The organism is Nostoc sp. DedSLP03, assembly GCF_034530815.1.
Classification (GTDB): Bacteria; Cyanobacteriota; Cyanobacteriia; order Cyanobacteriales; family Nostocaceae; genus Nostoc.
The window spans coordinates 16,729-35,445 of the sequence record NZ_JAVRCK010000026.1; the positions used below are offsets into that span (position 1 = coordinate 16,729).

Here is an 18,717-nt window from a genome sequence, read left to right on the forward strand (position 1 = left end):
CCCTATACCAATGTAACTTTTCTAATGGTTGTTACCCAATTTATGGTAGCGGGAATTATAACACTAGTATAAAGAGATTTTCGTAAAAGTTTATGAGCGCAAAAGTTGATGGAACTTTAAGGATTGCTGGCTGCCAAATCATCGAGCAGCTTTATTCAGGTTCTCGTACTCAAGTGTATCGGGCAATTCGAGAATGCGTAGGCGCAGCCCGCCGCAGGCATCGCCTACCAGTTGTCATCAAACTCTTAAAACGAAAATACCCAACTTTTAGCGAATTAGTCCAGTTTCGCAACCAATATGCGATCGCTAAAAATCTAGATATTCCCGGCATTATCAAACCCTACAGCCTAGAAGCCCATCATAATGGCTATGCCTTAGTCATGGAAGACTTTGGTGGTGTTTCCTTGCGGCAATTTACTCAAGGAAAAATACTGACATTAGAGCAATTCTTACCCATTGCTCTGCAACTACTAGAAATCTTACACCAGTTACATCAACAGCGCGTCATTCACAAAGACATCAAGCCAGCCAACATCCTGATTCACCCTGACACGAACCAAATCAAGCTGATTGACTTTAGTATTGCCTCGCTCTTACCACGAGAAACCCAGGAACTTCAGAGCCTCAATGGACTAGAGGGAACGCTAGCCTATCTGTCGCCAGAGCAAACCGGACGGATGAACAGAGGCATTGACTACCGCAGTGACTTCTATTCTTTAGGTGTGACTTTCTTTGAATTACTGAGTGGAAAATTGCCCTTTGAGTCCTATGAACCGATGGAGTTGGTGCATTACCACATTGCAAAACTTCCACCTAGCCTGTGCGATTTCAACCCCAAATTGCCCTTGATGCTGGGCGAAATTGTCCGCAAACTGATGGCGAAGAACGCCGAAGACCGCTATCAAAGTGCGCTAGGACTTAAACATGACCTTGTTACCTGCTTAGAACAGTGGCGAGAAACAGGCAAACACACCTGGTTTGATTTAGGACAGCGAGATATCAGCGATCGCTTTCTGATACCCGAAAAACTCTACGGACGGGAATCGGAGGTACAAACGTTACTAGAAGCATTTGGTTATGTTGCCAATGGTGGCTCCCAACTGATGTTAGTGGCAGGTTTTTCTGGTATTGGCAAAACCGCAGTCGTCAATGAAGTGCATAAACCGATTGTCCGCTGGAACGGCTACTTCATCAAGGGCAAATACGACCAGTTCAACCGCAACATTCCTCTGTCTGCTTTTGTACAAGCCTTTCGCGATTTGATGGGACAGTTGCTTAGGGAAAGCGATACTCAACTGGAGCAATGGCAGAGCAAGATTTTAGCGGCAGTTGGAGAGAATGGGCAAGTCCTGATCGAGGTGATTCCTGAACTGGAGCAGCTGATCGGCAAACAGCCTGCGATCGCTGAACTATCAGGCGGTGCGGCACAACACCGTTTCAATCTGCTGTTCCAAAAGTTCATTCAGGTGTTCGCGACCAGAGAGCATCCGTTGGTAATATTTCTCGATGACTTGCAGTGGGCAGATTCGGCATCGCTGAATTTGCTGAAGTTGTTAATGTCTCAGAACGATTGCAGCTATCTATTCATTATTGGCGCATACCGCAATAACGAGGTGTTTGCGGCTCATCCACTGATGTTGACGCTAGATGAAATTGAAAAAACTTCTTCTGGCATCAAAACCTTGAACCTAGCTCCCTTAAGTCAAGCAGATGTGAACCATTTGATCGCTGACTCGCTCAGTTGTGCAACAAAACAAGCACTGCCGTTGACAGAGTTGGTTTATCAAAAAGCCAAAGGCAATCCTTTTTTCACAACTCAGTTTTTGAAAGCGTTACATGAGGATGGGCTGATTACCTTTAATTGGGAGGCAGGTTTTTGGCAGTGTGATGTAGCGCAAGTGCGATCGCTGGCTCTGACTGATGATGTGGTGGAATTTATGGCACAACAACTTCAAAAATTGCCCAACATCACTCAAAATGTTCTGAAACTGGCAGCCTGTATCGGCAATCAGTTCGATTTGGCGACGTTAGCGATCGTTTATGAAAAGTCGCAGGCAGAAACCGCTTCAGACTTGTGGAAAGCATTGCAAGAAGGATTTATCATTCCTACCAATGAAATTTACAAGTTTTATCAGGATTCCTCATTGGCGATCGGTCATTTGCAAATGACAAATGACGAAGGACAAATGACGGTTTACAAATTCTTGCACGATCGCGTCCAGCAAGCTGCTTATTTCCTGATTCCAGAGGAACAAAAACAGATCGCTCACCTCAAAATTGGGCAACTATTACTGACTCATACACCTGTTAGCAAACAAGACGAAAAATTATTTGAAATTGTTAACCAACTTAATATTGGCAAATCCCTAATTGTCGATTTATCTAAGCAAATAGAACTCGCCCAACTCAATCTGAAAGCTGGACAAAAAGCCAGAGTTACAACTGCCTATACAGCTGCATCTGAGTATTGCACTACAGGCATCGCCTTGTTAACTGAAGATATGTGGCAAACGCAGTATGAGTTAACCTTAGCCCTCTATGAAGCTGCCACTGAAGCCGCTTACCTGAGCGGCAACTTTGAACAGATGACACAATTGGCCGCAGTCATAATAGAACACTCTAGAAATCTGTTGGATACGGTCAAGGTCTATGAAGTTCAAATTCAAGCTGCTCAAGCCCAACATCAATTTATAGAAGCAGTAGAGATTGCCCTGAAGATTGTAGAGCGTCTAGGAAACAGCCTTCCAAAGCAACCCAGTCAATCAGATATTGCCAAAGCATTCGAGACGACTAAATCCATTTTGGCTGGAAGGCAACCGCTGGATTTAATCAATTTGCCCCAAATGACAGATCCTAACAAGTTAGCAGTTGTACGGATTCTTGCCGCTGTCACTTCTGCTGCTTTTGTTGTCACTCCAGCGCTGTTACCGTTTATTGTCGTCGAACAGGTCAATTTATCCGTTCAATATGGCAATAGCTCATTTTCGGCAATTGGCTATGGCTACTATGGAATGATACTTTGTGGGATGACAGGAGAGATTGACTTTGGGTATGAGTTTGCACAACTAGCACACTTGTTGCTGGAACATTTCAATGCCAAAGAATTGAAATCCAGAGTCTATGTCGGAATTTACTGTTGCGTGTGGCATTGGAAAGAGCCGCTCAAGAACTCCTTACCATTTCTCCGGGAAGGCTACGAAGTTGGATTGGAAACGGGAGATTTAGAATCAGCTGCTATTTGCGGATTCATTTACATCTCATATTGTTGGTTTCTGGGCAAAGAATTAAGCGATCTCAACCGAGAGAGCGCTGCCTTCCGAGATCAGCTTGGGCAGCTCAACCAAGAAGGTCTTACCAGCCATCTGACCGTTTTTCAGCAACCAATTTTGAATATGCTTGGCGATTCTGCTGAACCTTGGCAGCTGACTGGAAATGCCTTTAATCGAGAGGAAATTGTGCCAGCCCTCCAGCGATCGGGCGATCAAACTGCGCTGTATTATTTCTATGCCAACCAACTTGGTCTGTGTTACATGTTTGGCAAGTTTGAGTTGGCGGTGTCAGCCGCGATCGCCGCTGAAAACTATATAGGTGGTGCTACAGGCTTATTCATAGTTCCGCTCTGCTACACCTATGATTCTCTAGCCCATCTGGCAATCTATTCTCAGGTTTGTGAGGCACAACAGCAAAACATTCTGCAACGGGTGGCTAAAAATCAGGAAAAAATGAAAAAGTGGGCTGACCATGCTCCAGAAAATTACCTGCACAAATTTTATTTAGTTGAAGCCGACCGATACCGAGTCTTAGGGCAGAAATCAGAGGCAATAGATTTGTACGATCGCGCCATAACTCTAGCCAAAGAACACGGCTACACCCAAGAAGAAGCCCTCGCCAATGAACTGGCCGCTAAATTCTACCTCAATTGGTCTAAAGAGCGCATTGCTCAGTCATATATGACCCAAGCCTACTATGGCTATGCTCGTTGGGGCGCTAAAGCCAAAGTCGCCGATTTGGAACGACGCTATTCTCAACTCCTCGCCCCCATCTTAGAGCAAACCCGTTCTCCCTTCTCAACTAACGAAACTATCTTCATCTTGGAGAGTGTTACCTCCACCAGTTCCGCCACTTCCAATAGTAGCAACGTCTCTGTTGCTTTAGATTTAGCTACCATTCTCAAAGCTTCCCAAACTCTTTCTAGGGAAATCGAACTTGAAAAACTGCTTTCAGCTTTGCTGCATATCGTCATTGAAAATGCTGGAGCTGATAAATGTGTATTTATGCTTTTGCAGTCAGAGCGGTTGCTAGTTCAGGCTTTAGCACAACTTTCCCTGAGCAGTCTACAGAACCAAGCTGCCAAAGTTGATTTTTACCCGATGTTATTCAACCCACAGCCTGTTGAAGACTCAGTTGATGTACCAGTTAACTTAATTAATAACGTCAAACGCAACTTACAACCAGCAGTAATTACTGATGCCACGGTGCATCCGCAATTAATCAATGACCCGTATATTCAGCAACAGCAACCCAAGAGTATCTTGTGCAGCCCGATTTTGAATCAGGGTAAGTTGTTGGGCATATTGTACCTGGAAAATAATTTGGCAACCGGAGCTTTTACAAGCGATCGCGTCGAACTGCTGAACTTGCTTTGTGCCCAAGCCGCAATTTCTCTGGAAAATGCCCGAATTTACGAAAATTCTCAGAATTATGCGCAACAGTTGGCACAATCTCTGGTAAAATTGCAGGCAAGTGAAATCCGCTTCCAAAATTTGGCAAATAATATTCCTGGGATGGTGTACCAATTCCGTCTGGAGGTGGATGGTTCAACTTCAACACCCTACGTTAGTTCTGGCTGTCTCGACTTATATGGCTTAGAGCCAGAGTTGGTAATGGCAGGGACGCATAGCGTTTACGCCATGAATCATCCTGACGATCGCCCGGCTATTGCCCAAGCGCTCGCTTACTCTGCCCAAAATCTCACACCCTTTGAGCAAGAATGGCGGATTATCCTGCCTTCAGGAACCGTGAAATGGATTCAATCTGCGGCTCGGCCAGAGCGACAAGCCGATGGGGCAATTGTATGGGATGGGGTAGTAATTGATATTAGCGATCGCAAACAGGCCGAAGCATCTCTAGCCAAAGAAAGAGAATTTTTAAATGCCATCATTCACAATATTACTGATGGAATTGTTGTTTGCGATGCAAGTGGCAAATTGACTCTATTTAACAAAGCAACTTGTGAATTTCATGGTCTACCAGTAGAATCATTACCACCAAAACAATGGGCAGAACACTTCGATCTCTATCAACCTGATGGTCAAACACCTCTATCAACCACGGAAATTCCTTTATTTCGCGCCTTGCAAGGAGAAATCGTCGAAAATGCGGAAATGGTAATTGCACCGAAACATGGCTCTAGGAGAATTTTGTTAGCTAGCGGACAAGCGATCTTCGATGCTTCAGGTAATAAACTCGGTGCAGTAGTTGTCATGCGAGATATTAGCGAAAGGGCGCGGCTTGAAGCCGAACGCAAACTTGCTGAACTTGCCTTGCAGCAAAAATCACTTGATTTAGAACAAGCGCTAACCGATTTGCAAAACGCCCAATTACAAATGGTGCAAAGTGAGAAAATGTCTGCACTAGGGAATTTAGTTGCTGGTGTCGCTCACGAAATGAATAATCCTCTCGGTTTTATTGCTGCTAGTCTCAAACAAGCTAAACCTACTTTTACAGATGTAATTGAACACTTAAAACTCTATCAATCAAGCTTACCCAATGCAAGTGATGAAATCAAAGACCATGCCGAAGAAATCGACTTGGATTATAGCTTAGAAGACTTGCCTAAAATGATTGATGCCATGTCGATGGCGTGCGATCGCCTGAAAAATATCAGCACCAGTTTACGAACTTTCTCGCGTGCCGATAAAGATTATAAAGTACCATTTAATATTCACCAAGGCATCGACAGCACGATTTTAATTTTGAAACATCGTCTCAAGGCTAACGATCAACGTCCAGCAATTGAAGTGATAACTGAATACACCACTTTACCTCAAGTTGAGTGTTTCCCTGGACAACTAAATCAAGTATTTATGAATTTACTAGCAAATGCTATTGATGCCTTGGAGGAATCGAATATTGGTCGAAGTTTTGACGAAATTAAAGCAAATCCCAACTGCATTGCAATTACCACTACAGTAGAAAATAATTTAGTGAAAATTACAATCGCTGATAATGGTAAGGGTATCGAGGAAGAAGTCAAACAAAAAATGTTTGACCATTTATTTACGACAAAAGCTGTCGGTAAAGGCACGGGATTAGGACTTGCGATCGCTCGTCAAATCGTTGAAGAGATCCACAACGGAAAATTGCATTTCAACTCAGTTCTGGGTAAGGGAACAGAATTTATCATTGAAATTCCAGTATAATTTTTAGCTCTTGTCACTCGGCGTAACTTTCTACAAATTACTTACAGGAGGATTGGGATTGGCGTAGACGCTTCATCGGCTTGCAGCAGGCATTGCCGATCAAATTATTATATAAAAACATGGCAAAGCGATCGAAGTGAATTCTAAACTTGGAGAAGGAACTGAATTTGTGATTCAGCTACCGTTATCGGTATAATTAAATTTTAGCTTTCTTAAGTATGGTATTCAGATGGAGTCTGAACCCCCATCTGATTTGTATCTTTGTACCCTTCTTCAAGCTTTCCCCGCTACCACCGAGTTTTTCTTCAAAAGTTCCACAGCGGCTTGATATTGCAAATCCGCTTCAGTACCAATCTGTTCGCGGTTAATGGCTGGTTGGGAAATAACTTTATCTGGCTTAATACCTAGTTTGTTAATATCCCGGTGTTCAGGAGTTTCATACTTAGCAATTGTGACTGCTAAACCCGAACCATCTGATAATTCAAACAAGGATTGAATTAATCCCTTGCCAAAGGTAGTCTCGCCTACCAACTCGGCACGACCGTTATCTTGGAGTGCGCCAGCAAGAATCTCACTGGCACTGGCAGTTCCTTGATTTACCAAAATCACCAGAGGATCTTTCGTCAGAGCTGGCCCAAAGGCTTCAAAACTACCTTGAATACCTTGTCGGTTAACAGTGTAAACAATAGTGCCAGAATCTAACCAGAGACGGGCAATTTCAATTCCTGATTGCAATAATCCCCCAGGATTATTTCGTAAATCTAGAATGTAGGCAGCAGCGCCTTTTTTTTCTAGACTAGAAATAGCGTGTGCCAACTCTGTTGAAGCGTTGGCATTAAATTGTGTAAGACGTAGGTAGCCAATGGGTGTACCCTCAGCAGAAACACGCAAATCTGAAACCACAGGGTTAAGGGCAATGCGATCGCGTGTCAGTCTAATTTCCGTTTCTGCCTCTCCGTCTCGTTCGATTACGAGAGTCACAAGGCTGCCACTGGGGCCGCGCATTCTGGTAGCAGCTTCATCAAGGGTGAGATTTTCTGTGGAAACACCTTCAATTTTGAGAATGCGATCGCGTGGTCGAATCCCCGCTTTATCTGCCGGTGAACCGGCGATAGGAGCCACTACTTCTAACTTCCCATTCTCAGAATTCAAGGCAATTTGCAATCCTACCCCAGTCAGTTCCCCAGAAGTATTGACCTGCAAGCTGCGGTACTGTTCTGGATCTAAAAAGCGGGTAAAAGGATCGTCGAGGCTCTTGAGCATCTTCCCAATTGCCTCATAACTGGCATTTGAATCTGGCAGTGGTTTTTCTAGAACCTTTTGCCGCACAGCCGCCCAGTTTTGATGATTAAATGTCTCATCTAGATAAGTACGATTAACAATTCGCCAAACTTCCGAAACCAGCTTTTGTTCTCCAGTCAAAGCCAGCGATGGCTGAGTGAGCGTACCCAACGCCAAGCAAACCGCCATTAACAATGAAAATCCAACCCGAAAGACTTGTTTATTCATGAACCCCATTATCAATTCCACCTCAACCCAAATTGCCTAGATAATGCCCACTTCTTCTGTTGTTGATGAAATCTATCTCTCGATTATGTTACTTTTTTTATAGAAGTGGTGCATTTTTCTCATCAAGTTGTTCAGTCAACTGATGCATCGTATCCACTCACCAAAGGATAAAATCTACTTTGTGTCCACCATTTTGTGTGTAGGGGCGTAAAGAGATCGCAATATATTCCATCTTTACAGAGTGTAAAGTTTCTGAAGTCTCTTAGCACACTGAAAGCTAAAAAGCAAAGAAAAAAAACTCCTCTTTACTAAAATCCCAAAATTGTTAATTGGGAGAGAAGTCTGAGCGAAGGCTTCTGCCGATTCAGAACTTCGGGATTTATCAACCGCAACCGACTTTTAGGAACTTGAGATTGTATGGCTAACGTTTACGACTGGTTTGAGGAACGCCTGGAAATTCAGGCACTCGCCGAAGACGTTACTAGCAAGTACGTCCCTCCCCACGTCAATATCTTTTACTGCCTGGGTGGAATTACCCTGGTTTGCTTTCTTATCCAGTTTGCTACTGGATTTGCCATGACGTTCTACTACAGGCCAACAGTTACTGAAGCTTTCTCCTCAGTGCAGTACATCATGACTGATGTAAACTTCGGTTGGCTAATTCGCTCCATTCATCGCTGGTCTGCCAGCATGATGGTGTTGATGATGATTTTGCACGTCTTCCGGGTTTATCTCACTGGTGGTTTCAAAAAGCCCCGCGAATTGACCTGGGTAAGTGGTGTAATCCTAGCTGTGATCACCGTTTCCTTCGGAGTTACAGGCTATTCTCTACCTTGGGATCAAGTTGGCTACTGGGCTGTGAAAATCGTTAGCGGCGTACCAGAAGCAATTCCTGTGGTTGGAGTTCTGATTTCCGACCTATTGCGCGGTGGTTCCAGTGTTGGTCAAGCAACACTAACTCGTTACTACAGCGCACACACATTTGTACTGCCTTGGTTGATTGCAGTATTCATGCTGTTTCACTTCTTGATGATCCGCAAGCAAGGCATTTCCGGGCCTTTGTAATCTCAGCTATTAGCGAAAGGCAACATTTGTCAGTTTTCAGATCGAGTTGTTTGTTTTAAACTTATGAAACACAAGAAATTAATTGCACATAAGTTCCAAAAAACAAATACTTATATCTGGAGCGTAAAGCTGTAGAAAACTTCAGGCGGATGACTGTAGATACAGAAACGCTGTTTCTCGCCTTTTGGTTGCCTAGTAGCTGATAGCTTTCACAAATGCTTTAATTTAACTTAAGCAAGAGAGCACATTTCAAAATGTCAACACAAAAAAAACCTGACCTGAGCGATCCTCAGTTAAGAGCCAAACTCGCTAAAGGCATGGGTCACAACTACTATGGTGAACCCGCTTGGCCAAATGACTTACTTTACGTCTTTCCAATTGTGATCATGGGTTCCTTCGCAGCGATTGTGGCTCTAGCCGTGCTAGATCCCGCAATGACAGGTGAACCAGCAAATCCTTTCGCTACACCATTGGAAATTTTGCCAGAGTGGTACTTATATCCAGTCTTCCAAATTTTGCGATCGCTTCCTAACAAACTTTTAGGAGTGTTAGCAATGGGTTCTGTACCAGTAGGTCTAATCCTCGTTCCCTTTATTGAGAACGTGAATAAGTTCCAAAACCCCTTCCGTCGTCCAGTCGCAACCACAGTATTCCTCTTTGGTACCCTTGTCACCTTGTGGCTAGGTATTGGTGCTGCTTTGCCATTGGATAAATCTTTGACCTTGGGACTATTCTAAATTAGTCACCACAAAGTTCTTTGACGCCTGTGAGTTTCAAGAGCAGATGCAGATGTGCTTTTGAAAACAATCAACAGGCGTCAATTTTAACAGGAAATGAATTCAGAATTCAGAAGCCAGAATGGGCTAAACGCCCCGAAGAGAGCTAACAGAATTAAATTGTGAACGAAAAAGCGGATAACGCCACCCAAACTGAGTCCGTGTATCTTACGGGAAAACAAGTTATGCATAGCGTCTTATAGATACTGTCTGCATAAATGGGTTTAAGTTCCCCACTAAATATCCTTTTTTTAGCGGTCAACAATGATAGTGTTGGATCTGTAGCCAAATCCCCCAGTGTATCCCTCACTGATTTCCTTCTGTTAGCGGATAGCTAAGGTTTAGCCCATTCTGAATTCTTTATTCTGTATTCTTCTTCAAGAGTTCAGATTGCTTCTGGGATTTGCAGTTTTGGATAGAAAAGCTATTCCAAAATCTCAAATCATCAAAAGTCAACAAATACAAACATTTCTTACTTACTTAACGTAAGTTGCTAGTTACAACCCTCGTCAATGCCAAAATCATTCATGTTTTGTATTTTGGTACATAGAATATGTCAATTTAGATTTTTTTATGTCAGAGAAATTTTGCGAATAGCGCAGAATTTAATAACTAGCAACTTGGGTTTACTTATATTCAATTCACAGTGAATGCTTAGTATAGTGCAGCAAGACCATCTGACGGTTAAGAGCGAACTCAGGCTCTTAAACCAAGTGCAAGAATGGTTTGAGCAATTTTGTCTGCAACACTTGTCTCAACTTGGCTGGTCAAAAACCCAACTCGATCGCCTCAATTTAGCATTAGCAGAAGGCTTTACCAATGCTGTTCGTCACGCTCATCATGCTTTACCGCCAGAAACAATCATTGAAATTAACGTTTATCTGTGGATTGACCGACTAGAGATTAGAATTTGGGATTATGGAAAACCTTTCAATCCTGATGCGATCGTAGAGCCAGCCCCAGGTACTCTGCAAGTAGGTGGGTATGGATGGTTTCTTCTGAGGCGGTTGGCTGACAAGGTTGTATACGAACGTGGTGCGGATGGTAGAAATTGCCTACTCATTGTCAAGTACTCTGTAGAAGCACAAAAGTAACAGTGAAATAGTCAAGGCTAAAGGAAAGAATAATTCTGATGTCAATTTTGGCTTGCGATCGGAGTGATCGTAGGGAAGGAGTCTCGACAAAAAAACGAGGGCTTTTCTTCTCTACAACACTCTCTTGTACTTAGCAGGCAAACAAATAAAACTTCTATATAGCCGTCATCAAGCTAATGAAGACATTGCCCCAAATTGAGCTACAAACTTTCAAACAGAAGCGGTTTTTGTTAAAATACATTGTTATTTGATTGATAAAAGTATACTCCTTTTTCAAGGTTATTTAAATTGGAGAAATATATTTTTTACGTGAAATTGCCGATCGTAATTATGATTTTTTTGTAAATTTTTCAGTAAAGTTCTTGTATAAAAAGAACTAGTGAATATAGTAAAAATAGCATTCGACCTACACTAGCTGCCTTGTTAAGATTTGTCAGCAGTGTTGAGAGTCTTAATATTTGTTCTCCAACAAGTGCCATTTCGTGATTAAAGAGATAGACAGAATAGGGGAACAAAATATTATGACTAAGACAGCCCTAATTACAGGAATTACTGGTCAAGATGGCTACTATCTCAGCCATTTGCTCCTCAACCGTGGTTATCGAGTTGTCGGATTAGTACCCCCACATCGACAACCTAATTTAACAAAACTGGGAATACTGGCAAATCAAGTAGAAATTTTTACGGTTGACTTGAGGGATAATGCGGCACTGTTGACCGCAGTTGAACAACTGCGTCCTCAAGAGATTTACAATTTGGCGGCTCCCAGTTTTGTACCCGACTCCTGGAACGATCCATTGGGAACTTTGGATTTAATAACTGGTACAGCTACTAGGCTCTTGGAAGCAGTACGAAAAGTCGGTTTGTCTACCAGATTTTATCAAGCCAGCAGTTCAGAAATGTTTGGCGATGTATTCCTCTCGCCTCAAGATGAGGAAACCGCTTTTCGTCCCAAAAATCCTTATGCTGCGGCTAAAATGCACGCTCACTGGACGATGGTACATCATAGACAGCGCTATGGACTATTTGCCTGTAGCGGAATTTTATATAATCACGAGTCTCCTCTACGCGCACCTGGGTTTGTCACACGCAAAGTTTCTTTGGCGGCTGCATCAATTAAATTGGGTTTAACTGACACTTTAGAAATGGGTAATCTGGATGCCAAACGTGATTGGGGCTTTGCAGGTGATTATGTAGAGGCAATGTGGCGAATGTTGCAAGTTGATGAACCAGAAGAATATGTGATTGGCACTGGTAAACTACACAGTGTGAGAGATTTGGTTGCCACAGCCTTTGAGTCTGTCGGCTTGGATTGGAAGCAGTATGTAGTTTTAAATACTAGCTTGTTGCGACAAGATGAGCATTTTCAACTAGTAGCTAACCCCAGCAAGGCTAAAAAAAACCTCGGCTGGGAACCCCAAGTAAGCTTTGAGGAACTTTTAGAAAAAATGGTAAAAACAGATTTGGAGCGGTTACAAAGCGGTGCAATCGCGCCCTTATCGCAAGTGTAAATAATCTAAGATGCAAATCACTACAGTGACAAAAAACCTGAATTTAGGTAATAAAGTTAATAAACAAACTAACCATGTCTTCGTGTTTTTAGAAATTTTTGCTCATGAAGGTGGTATTCAATCCTATATAAAAGATATTTTTCGCGCCTATTTGGCATTGGATCAAGACTACAAAGCAGAAGTATTTTTGCTGCGAGATAGTGGTGATAGCTTAAATCCGTTTGAAGACGAGAACTTAAAATTTCATTACTTTAAAAATCAGTCTCCCTATTTGGGGAGATTGCAAATGGCAGCAGCTTTACTGAAATGTCTGTTGCAGAGCCGTCCGCAGCAGGTTTTCTGCGGTCACATTAACTTAGCAGTATTAATCCAAACACTTTGCCAGCCCTTGGGGATTCCTTACACCGTGCTAACTTACGGCAAAGAGGTCTGGGAAACGTTGAAAAATCAGGAACGTCGTGCCCTGATATCAGCAGAGAGAATTTGGACAATTAGTCGCTACAGCCGCGATCGCGCTTGTGTTGCCAATAGTCTAAACCCAAACATGGTACAGATGATGCCTTGTGCAATTGATGCAGATAAATTTACTCCTGGTTCCAAACAACCAGAATTAATCCAGAAGTATGGCTTAACTGGCGCGAAAGTGTTAATGACAGTAGCGCGGTTATGGTCAGGAGATATTTACAAGGGTGTAGATGTCACCATTCGCGCATTACCACAAATCGCTGAAGTTTTCCCAGAAGTGCAATATTTGGTAATTGGTCGCGGCGATGACCAACCGCGATTAGCTAAACTTGCTGCATATTTAGGTGTGAGCGATCGCGTCGTGTTTGCTGGTTTCGTTGCCACGGAAGAATTAATGGAACATTATCGCCTTGCTGACGCCTATATTATGCCTTCGCAAGAAGGCTTTGGCATAGTTTATCTAGAAGCAATGGCTTGTGGAGTGCCGGTGTTATCTGGTGACGATGATGGTTCCGCTGACCCCTTGCAAGATGGTAAACTGGGATGGCGAGTCCCACACCGCAATCCTGATGCTGTAGCAGCAGCTTGTATAGAAATGCTTCAAGGGGATGACCAGCGATGTGATGGAGAGTGGCTAAGAGAACAGGCGATCGCTCTGTTTGGCTTAAATGCCTTTCAACAGCACTTACACAAAATGCTGCTATCCTCAGTAATAAAGTCCATTTGAGTCCAAATGACCAATGACAAATGACAAATGACAAATGACCAATGACTAAAATCGCTATCCTAGAAGGAGAGCAGGACGAAATTTATTAAAAATGAGCTTTAAGTCATTTCAATTGAATCTTTTAAATCTCCGCCCTTGGCTCACCCTGCTGGCAGTTATTTGGCTGCTGGCATCAGTGGGCTTGGGTTGGTTAGTTAATTCATTGCTAATTATTTTCGGGTTACTGTTGTTAGCACCTATTGTGGCTTTTTTTGGCTTTCGTTGGTGGCTGCAACGCAACTTGGTTGCCGATCAATGTCCCGTTTGTGGATATGAATTTACAGGTTTAAATAACAGTCAGTTGCAATGTCCTAACTGTAAGGAATTACTGTTAGTGCAAAATAGTCATTTTCAGCGCTTCACACCAGAAGGCACAATTGATGTCACTGCTGTCGAAGTTCCCGCTAAATCACTGGAAGAATAGTCAAGATCGTTAGTCATTAGCAAAGTATAAATGACTAATGACTATTTATTTTTTTGTGAGATTGAGAGGTTGTAAGTATACTGTTGCTGGGATAGTTCGCCCACATACAGCGAGTATTTTCCTGCCTGCCAATAACCAGAAAGTTCTGACTTACCTCCAGAGTAACTATCTGCTAATACACAAAAGCGCCCTCCAGGCCCATCGATCAGGAGTGTTGGCTTTCCTTGACTCTCTACTGTTAATCGCAAATAAGGTAGTGACTCTGTAACTTGGATAACTTGACTAGGTTCAGTGGTAATATTGCCACAATTACTTTTGACAGTTCCCCCAGACTTTCCCTTCAAAACCAGTGGATCTGGTTGGAAATTTCGACCAATTTGAATTGTTGGTGTCTGTGCCAAATTAGCCTCAGTGAAAGCCAAACTCATCGCCAAAGCTGTGGGAATAATTGCAAGTAGCCTCAGAGTCTTCATTTTAATTAATGCTCCAGATTTTTTTTAGAGCAATATTGTTCAGTCCGATCTATATAGACGACAGGAATTCCTCTTGGTTCCAAAAACTCCCGTATAAAGTAATACTAGTTAGTTAAGGATTATTTGTGAAGATTTGATAGGTGTATGTAGAGAGGTTGCATTGCAACGTCTCTACAATTGATGTCTAAAGGTCTTGCATCCACAGACATTAGCTAAAATCACAAAGACAACCACCAAAAATAGAATTTGATTAGTCTATTGTTGAATAAGTATGCTAATGAGTTAGGAAAGATTGATGAATCCTCAACCAGAAGAAGACTTACAGCGTCGTCTCAATCAGCTAGACGCAGAGATTAATTCCCCGCCTGGGGTGGTTTCACAAGAACAAAAACAAACGTCTCAGTCTGTTTTTGCCAGCTTCAACTTGCAACTGGAGCGGTTTCAGATTTGGTTCAACAGCTTATCTGGGGCAAAAAAGCTGGTAGTTTCAGGTGTGACGGTGCTAGTAGGCTTGGCGATACTGCAAGCAGTGTTTAAACTAGTTGCATCTGTAATCAGTCTGGCACTTTTGGCAGTGTTAGTGTATGTTGGATACAAAATTTTTGTGTCTGGTAGCTTTCAACGTAAGCAATAAGTTGATATGCATTTACTTTGCACTCTGCCCAAAGTTATGAAAGTTAGGAGCCGAAATAAAAACGGCTTCTGACTTACAGAGGATTTCCAGGAAGTTGAAGTACACAAGCTAAGTGTCAAAACTAGGTATAAAGCCTATTTGATTTCTGTTAGGGCAGCCCATTCAGACTCCAAAATTCTGCTGCATAACTCCTAAATCCTATTTCAATATGCTTTTCTTTTTGCTGACGAGCTTAGTCTATTTTAATTGTGCCGATCGCGGCGTAGAAATAATATCAAAGGAAATTATACGATGACCTCACCAATTGTCAGAAGAACTAGCGATCAATCTGGTCAGTCAAAAAAATCGGAAAGAGCCAATTCGCTGCTGCTAGCAAGTAGGCGTTTTGCTGCTTGGGCGGCTGAAATCACACTAGTGGTGACTAGCGGGTTGATTCCCTTCGGCCTTGGTGTCTATGCCAATTCTAGAAGCGATCTCAACCGAGTACCGCTTAACCCCGTGCTGGTAGTCACTGAAAGAGCGATCGCCAGACCTTTAGCTCTACCTGTGAGCTATGGCATCCGTAACGTTGCATGGCCGACTAATATTTTGTGGACAATCGCCTTGTTAGCGCCTGTAACTCTCTCGTGGTGGCAATTGTATTTATTAGCTAAGACTGGTAGCACAATTCCTAAACGTTGGTTAAAAGTGCGGGTTGTCAACGAGCAAGGGAAGCCACCGGGATTGGGGGCAGTTGCAATCAGAGAAGGAGTTGGACGTTGGACAGTACCCATTTCCATTGCCTATCTACTGTGGCGCTACAGCTTTGCTTTTCCCAATTTAGGATTATTCACATTTTTGTCTTTATTAATGATTGTGGGTGAAGGGATTGGCTTACCGTCACGTCAAGGGCGTCGCGCACTCCACGATCGACTCGCAGGTACTTATACAATCGATGCAATCTTAGCTAGCAACAGACAAGCTCAGTCTGCTGACGGTAATGAAGAAGCAGAATGGCAAGAGGGAGAAGAATTAGCGGCAGATCGAACCAGCCAGTCACCTAATTTGTGGCGGCGAATACAGCAAAATCCCAATCTGACTTTGTTCGGGGTAGGGCTGACGAGTATGACTGCTGTGTTGGCAACTTTAATCGGCACTCAAGTTTATATCCAAATTCAACAATCCCAGCGAGCAACCAAGCAAATCAACAGCCAACAATTCCTCGAACTTGTCAAACAATTGACTCCCAACTCTGGGGCGACTAATGAGCAACGCCAAAGTGCAATTCTGGCTATGGGTGGTCTTAATGACCCCCAATCCATTAAATTTCTGGCGGATTTATTAGTTAGCGAAACTGACCCCAGCCTTCTGGATACAATTCAACAAGCTTTGACAACTGTCGGGCCCCAAGCCATCCCGGAACTTAAAAATAAGAATCAGTTTTTGGTGAGCGAACTGGAATCTGTAGGTAGCACTGCAACCAAAGAGCGCGAATTACGCCAAGGTCGGTTACAAAGAAACCAACGAACAATCAACAAGATTCTCTCTGTTTATAGCGGTAAAAAAATCGACGGTGTTGACCTTAGTAGAACCCAATTAGGTCAAAGTGGTACTCCAGGAAGTTCCTTCTTCAATTTGGTACTGGACAATCTTGATTTATCAGGAGTCAAGTTTAAATCTGCAAATCTTAACCAAGCCAGCTTTAAGGGTACCCGCTTTCGGAGTGTAGGTGAAGATGGACGCTGGGATACCTACGACGATGTAATGGCTGATTTAAGCCAAGCTCAGTTGCAGCAAGCTAATCTTACTGATGCTAACCTCAGTCGCGTCTTGATGAACCGCATCGATTTGAGTCGTGCCACTCTTAACAGAGCCAACTTATCCAACGCGCGTCTATATGATGCTAAACTCAACAGCACCCAACTAGTAGGAGCCGATCTGCGAAACGCAGTTTTGGAAAAAGCTAGCTTGACTGGGGCTGATTTAGGCGATGCCAAATTGAACGAAGCCAATCTGTATGCAGCGCGTTTAGGTCGCGCCACTGCGATCGGCACGCAATTATCTTTTGCCAACTTAATTAACACTGATTGGCAAGGGGCAGATTTATCAGGAGCTTATTTGGATCGTGCTAATCTCAGCAATGCTAACTTCAGCGCTACTCGTTTAACTGGTGCTGTTTTACGTTCTGCTCAAATGGAAAACGTTAACTTGCAAAATGCTGACCTGAGTCTTGCAGATTTACGAGGGGCAAATGTTGCTGGAGCAGATTTTAAAGGAGCAATTCTCGCTCCTAGCAAACAAGATCCAGCAGATCAATTTGTCCAAACCCCAGATTTAGGCTCAGTATCTGCCGTAGTCCAAGGGGTTGATTTTTCTCAAGCCAAAAATTTAGATGCCAAGCAATTAGCATACATTTGTACTCAAGGAGGGATTCATCCCCGTTGCCCGTAGAATGAGAGAGGGAGCAGGGGGGCAATCAATTCAAAATTCAAAATTCAAAATTCAAAATTCAAACATTTTAGAACTCCTGCCTTCTGCCTCCTCTTTCCCAATGACAAATGACTAATGACTAATGACTAATGACAAATTGGTGTGAGGAGTTGGTTATGAAGTATATTCCATCTTTGGTTTCAGTTTTGGGAGCTGGTTTGGTCTTGAGTCTGGTGAGTACGAAACCAGCACAAGCTCAAGTAGCTTATGGCAGTTATATTGGTATTGGCCCCACTGTTGGTTTTACCGATGGTATCCAATTGGGGGGAGTAATCGCGGGGCGCTACAAGCTTTTGGAAGCACCAATTTCACTCCGCGCTCAAGTGTTAATTGGTAATAATACGGCTGTTGTACCAACGGTTTCTTACGATATCCCCCTCAACTGGCAAGCTGATGCCTACCTGGGTGCGGGATTAGTTTTAGCTGGTGGTGGTGATTCTTCTCCTGTAGGCGACAAAATAAGTTTTGCCTTACAACCGGGTATTGATTATATGATCCCAAATAGCAATACTGTCCTTTTTGGCAATGCCATTATTGCTTTTGATGCTTACCGAGATAGCAGTGGTACAGCTATCTCCGTACAAGGTGGCGTTGGTTTAAGATTTTGAGGGACACGCTATCTTGCTATAAGCGTTAAACTTCATTGCAAATTAAGAAGTTAGTCCAAACAACGTGATAATTTTTGGTCATGAAGAGAGACAGCATAGGATTAACACAGGAGAACACAGTGGCAATGGAATCAAATTTATTAACGGATGCGGGCGCAGATGAAATGAATCAAGATTTCAGTGAATATGTTGCCAACTTGCAACTTCACATGACTCTGCAAGCTCGTAATCTTGTTCCAACGCTGAAGCAAACACTGGTAGATAGTCGCCACCAATTACTCCATCAAACCCAAGCCAACTTTGAAAAGCTAGTTTCTCGGCAAGGGTTATAAAATATATACAAATTTTAATCAAAATTCAAATAAAATAAGGGCAGATGTTGTTGGGTCAATGCCAATGGTGTTCTCACAAGGTCTGCTTTTTCTGCTTTTTAAGTATTAAGTTACTAAAATCACCCTTTTGGCACAATAGTAGAGAGCAGAAACTAGTTAAGATTATTGC

The 18,717-nt window shown here is 42.9% G+C and carries 13 protein-coding genes; 11 read left to right on the plus strand and 2 right to left on the minus strand.

What is annotated here, in order from left to right; all coding sequences use genetic code 11:
• The first annotated feature begins 92 nt into the window (after positions 1-92).
• Entirely contained in the window at positions 93-6,422 is a 6,330-nt protein-coding gene (locus RM368_RS14650; RefSeq protein ID WP_322694724.1) for an AAA family ATPase, read from the plus strand.
• A gap of 273 nt (positions 6,423-6,695) precedes the next feature.
• Here RM368_RS14650 and ctpA read toward each other — a convergent pair whose 3' ends face one another.
• Positions 6,696-7,940 carry a carboxyl-terminal processing protease CtpA gene (gene ctpA / locus RM368_RS14655; RefSeq protein WP_322694725.1) on the minus strand — a complete coding sequence of 415 codons (1,245 nt, stop codon included), beginning with the start codon at positions 7,938-7,940 and terminating at the stop codon, positions 6,696-6,698.
• Positions 7,941-8,348: 408 nt separating this feature from the next.
• Between ctpA and petB the strand changes: the two genes are divergently transcribed.
• From petB to RM368_RS14685, 6 genes are all read left to right on the plus strand, one after another.
• Entirely contained in the window at positions 8,349-8,996 is a 648-nt protein-coding gene (gene petB / locus RM368_RS14660) for a cytochrome b6 (RefSeq protein WP_322675438.1), read from the plus strand.
• A 254-nt stretch (positions 8,997-9,250) separates the two neighbouring features.
• Positions 9,251-9,733: a cytochrome b6-f complex subunit IV gene (gene petD, locus RM368_RS14665; RefSeq protein WP_069068452.1), complete on the plus strand. Its 483-nt coding sequence runs from the start codon at positions 9,251-9,253 to the stop codon at positions 9,731-9,733.
• A 689-nt stretch (positions 9,734-10,422) separates the two neighbouring features.
• Positions 10,423-10,866, plus strand: coding sequence for an anti-sigma regulatory factor (locus tag RM368_RS14670; protein ID WP_322694726.1), 444 nt, complete (start codon positions 10,423-10,425; stop codon positions 10,864-10,866).
• A gap of 521 nt (positions 10,867-11,387) precedes the next feature.
• Positions 11,388-12,377, plus strand: coding sequence for a GDP-mannose 4,6-dehydratase (locus RM368_RS14675; protein ID WP_322694727.1), 990 nt, complete (start codon positions 11,388-11,390; stop codon positions 12,375-12,377).
• A gap of 10 nt (positions 12,378-12,387) precedes the next feature.
• A complete protein-coding gene (locus RM368_RS14680) occupies positions 12,388-13,569 on the plus strand; it encodes a glycosyltransferase family 4 protein (RefSeq protein ID WP_322694728.1) in 1,182 nt (393 codons plus the stop codon).
• Positions 13,570-13,660: 91 nt separating this feature from the next.
• A complete protein-coding gene (locus tag RM368_RS14685) occupies positions 13,661-14,032 on the plus strand; it encodes a hypothetical protein (RefSeq protein WP_292784505.1) in 372 nt (123 codons plus the stop codon).
• 41 nt (positions 14,033-14,073) lie between these two features.
• On the opposite strand, the gene RM368_RS14690 is transcribed toward RM368_RS14685, so the two are convergent.
• Positions 14,074-14,505: a hypothetical protein gene (locus RM368_RS14690; protein ID WP_322694729.1), complete on the minus strand. Its 432-nt coding sequence runs from the start codon at positions 14,503-14,505 to the stop codon at positions 14,074-14,076.
• A 295-nt stretch (positions 14,506-14,800) separates the two neighbouring features.
• On the opposite strand from RM368_RS14690, the gene RM368_RS14695 reads away from it, so the two are divergent.
• From RM368_RS14695 to RM368_RS14710, 4 genes are all read left to right on the plus strand, one after another.
• Complete coding sequence (locus RM368_RS14695; RefSeq protein ID WP_322694730.1) at positions 14,801-15,139, plus strand: hypothetical protein; 339 nt, start codon at positions 14,801-14,803, stop codon at positions 15,137-15,139.
• Between the two features lie 291 nt (positions 15,140-15,430).
• On the plus strand, positions 15,431-17,569 hold the full coding sequence (locus tag RM368_RS14700) for a pentapeptide repeat-containing protein (protein ID WP_322694731.1): 2,139 nt from the start codon (positions 15,431-15,433) through the stop codon (positions 17,567-17,569).
• Positions 17,570-17,724: 155 nt separating this feature from the next.
• Complete coding sequence (locus RM368_RS14705) at positions 17,725-18,216, plus strand: hypothetical protein (RefSeq protein WP_322675431.1); 492 nt, start codon at positions 17,725-17,727, stop codon at positions 18,214-18,216.
• 125 nt (positions 18,217-18,341) lie between these two features.
• Positions 18,342-18,548, plus strand: a complete 207-nt coding sequence (locus RM368_RS14710) for a hypothetical protein (protein ID WP_322690484.1) — start codon at positions 18,342-18,344, stop codon at positions 18,546-18,548.
• The last annotated feature ends 169 nt before the right edge of the window (positions 18,549-18,717 follow it).